The organism is Rhodopseudomonas sp., assembly GCF_048594845.1.
Taxonomy (GTDB): Bacteria; Pseudomonadota; Alphaproteobacteria; order Rhizobiales; family Xanthobacteraceae; genus Rhodopseudomonas.
On the sequence record NZ_JBMDXE010000230.1, the window covers coordinates 1 to 3,035 of the forward strand.

The 3,035-nt window shown below is 63.8% G+C and carries 3 protein-coding genes and 1 pseudogene; all 4 read left to right on the plus strand.

Annotated features, from left to right (window positions below; genetic code table 11):
* A pseudogene (locus ACOJTD_RS14715) lies at nucleotides 1-703 on the plus strand (acetyl-CoA carboxylase biotin carboxylase subunit); the annotation flags it as partial.
* A gap of 114 nt (nucleotides 704-817) precedes the next feature.
* Nucleotides 818-2,350 carry a sensor histidine kinase gene (locus ACOJTD_RS14720; RefSeq protein ID WP_420133642.1) on the plus strand — a complete coding sequence of 511 codons (1,533 nt, stop codon included), beginning with the start codon at nucleotides 818-820 and terminating at the stop codon, nucleotides 2,348-2,350.
* Entirely contained in the window at nucleotides 2,347-2,790 is a 444-nt protein-coding gene (locus tag ACOJTD_RS14725) for a response regulator (RefSeq protein ID WP_420133643.1), read from the plus strand. The genes ACOJTD_RS14720 and ACOJTD_RS14725 overlap by 4 nt, the downstream gene beginning before the upstream one ends.
* The coding region (locus ACOJTD_RS14730) for a response regulator (RefSeq protein WP_420133644.1) at nucleotides 2,787-3,035 on the plus strand (249 nt) is incomplete at its 3' end. The genes ACOJTD_RS14725 and ACOJTD_RS14730, both read left to right, overlap by 4 nt.

The following is a 3,035-nucleotide window of genomic DNA, read 5'->3' on the forward strand; positions in this document are numbered from 1 at the left end:
CGGCGGCGCGATCCATCTCGGCGAGCGCGACTGTTCGCTGCAGCGCCGGCATCAGAAGGTGTGGGAGGAAAGCCCCTCGCCGGTCATCAGCCCGGAGGCGCGCGCCCGGATCGGCGGCATCTGCGCCAAGGCGATGCAGGATATGAAATATCTCGGCGTCGGCACGATCGAATTCCTCTACGAGGACGGCGAGTTCTACTTCATCGAAATGAACACCCGCATCCAGGTCGAACATCCGGTCACCGAGATGATCACCGGGATCGATCTGGTGCTTGAGCAGATCCGGATCGCCGCCGGCGGCGACCTGCCGGTGACGCAGGACGACATCGTGCTCAACGGCCACGCCATCGAGTGCCGCATCAATGCCGAAAACCCGGTGACCTTCCGGCCGTCGCCCGGCAAGATCGCGCGCTACCATCCGCCCGGCGGCCTCGGCATCCGGATCGATTCAGCGGTCTATCAGGGCTACACGATCCCGCCTTATTACGACTCGCTGGTCGGCAAGCTGATCGTCCACGGCAAGACCCGCGGCGAATGCCTGATGCGGCTGCGCCGGGCGCTGGACGAGATGGTGGTGGACGGCATCGAAACCACGCTGCCGCTGTTCCGCGCGCTGGTGCGCGAGCCGGCGATCATCGACGGCGATTATCACATCCATTGGCTCGAACAGTATCTGGCGGGCGCCTCGCTGGAGACCCGCTAAAAAATCTGCTTTTGCCGTGGAACCGGTTCCCTGTTTCGGCGTTGGGTCGGTTCCACATTCGAACGTCTTGCGGGGGATGTTCTTGCTTCGTTTTGGTCTGACCGAGGGCGCGCGGTGACGCCGGAAGCCACGCGCCGTCGCGCTTTCATTCAAATCACCCTGCTCGCTTTGTCCTTCGCCCTGCTGATCCTGATCAGCGTGGCGTCGGTCTTCCTGCTGCAGCGTGCGCGCGAGGACAGCGCCTGGGTGGCCCACACCCTCGAGGTCGAGAACCAGATCTCGCTGGCCCAGCTCGAAATGCGCCGGGCGGAGAGCGCAGAGCGCGGCTATCTGCTCACCGGACAGCCGGAATTCGTCAACGAGTTCGAAAATTCCGCCGCCCAGGTGCTGCCGATGCTGCAGCGGCTGCGGCAGCTCATTGCCGACAATCCGGTGCAGCGTCCGCTGATCGAGCAGGCCGTGCCGCTCGCCGAGACGCGGATCGCAAAATTCCGCGAACTGATCGGGCTCGGCCAGAACAATCGCGCCGAGGAAGCCCGTAACGCGCTGCGTGACGCCAGCGGCCGCGAGGCGATGAACCAGTTCGCCAGCTACATGGCGGCGATGCGCGCCGAAGAGAACAAGCTGTTCGTGATGCGGACGGCCGCGGCCGATCGAAGCCAGTCGCTAACGTCGATCGTCACCGCCACCGGCTCCGGCCTCGTGCTGGTGCTGGCAGGTCTGTCGATCTTCCTGGTCCGCCGTTCGTCCCGCGCCCGCGACGAGGCCGAGGCGCAGCTGCGCGACAACAACCTCAACCTCGAATCCACCGTGTCGGAGCGCACGGCGGACCTGCGCGAGGCTAACGAGGAAATCCAGCGCTTCGCCTACATCGTCAGCCACGACCTGCGCTCGCCGCTGGTCAACATCATGGGCTTTACCAGCGAGCTCGAAGAGCTGCGAGGCGACATCTTCCGTCGCATCGCGACGCTGAGCCGCGAAGTCGCCGACAAGCAGATGCCGGAGAAGGCCGACGCCGACGGCGAGCCCGAACTGACGGCGCCCGACCAGCAGCTGTCGGAAGATTTCACCGAGGCGCTCGGCTTCATCAAATCCTCGATCGGCAAGATGGACCGGCTGATCAGCGCGATCCTCAATCTCACGCGCGAAGGCCGCCGCCAATTCCAGCCCGTCGCGATCGACACCCGCGAGCTGATCGAAAACATCGCTTCGACGATGGCGCACCAGGCCGCCGAAGCCAACGCGGAGATCCGGATCGAGCCGCTGCCGGACATCGTCAGCGACCGCCTCGCGCTCGAGCAGATCTTTTCCAATTTGATCGACAATGCGCTCAAATATCTGAAGAGCGGCGTCCCCGGCGACATTCGCATCCGCGGCAAGCAGAAGCTCGGCTTCGCGATCTTCGAGATCACCGACAACGGTCGTGGAATCGATCCCAAGGACCACCAGAGAATCTTTGATCTTTTCCGCCGGGCCGGTACACAGGACAGGCCCGGTCAGGGGATCGGGCTCGCTCACGTCCGTGCGCTCGTCAGGAGGCTCGGCGGAACCATGTCGGTGACCTCCGCCCTCGGCGAAGGCTCGACATTCACCATCACGTTGCCGATGAAATGGACAACGGCAACCAACCGGGAACCCCGCTCATGAGCAATCCAGTCACCATCCTCATGATCGAGGACGATGAAGGCCACGCCCGCCTCATCGAGCGCAACATCCGCCGGTCGGGTGTCAACAATGAGATCATCCCGTTCACATCGGGTACAGCCGCGCTGAACTATCTGTTCGGGCCGGACGGCACCGGCGTGGAACATCGCGACCGTGCCCTGCTGGTTTTGCTCGATCTCAATCTGCCCGATGCCAGCGGCATCGATATTCTCCGCCGCATCAAGGAGAATGATCACCTGAAGTGCACGCCCGTGGTGGTGCTCACCACCACCGACGATGCCCAGGAAATTAAGCGCTGCTACGAACTCGGCTGCAACGTCTACATCACCAAGCCGGTAAACTACGAAAGCTTCGCCAACGCGATCCGTCAGCTCGGCCTGTTCTTTTCGGTCATCCAGGTCCCCCAACCCGAAAACACATGACGCCAGCCACCCCGACCCTGCTGTATATCGACGACGACGAGGCGCTCGGCCGGCTGGTCACGCGCGGCCTCAAGCGGCAGGGCTTTGCGGTGGAGCACGTGCTCAGCGGCGAGGCCGGGCTTGAAAGGCTGCGCCAGGGCGGTGTCGACGTGGTGGCGCTCGATCAGTACATGCCGGGCCTCGACGGGCTGGAAACGCTCGAGCAGATCCAGAACATCCCCGACGCACCGCCGGTGGTGTTCGTC

Bases quoted from the DNA above. Each gene is read 5' to 3' on its own strand.
- ACOJTD_RS14725 (WP_420133643.1), top strand. From the start codon at position 2,347: ATGAGCAATCCAGTCACCATCCTCATGATCGAGGACGATGAAGGCCAC.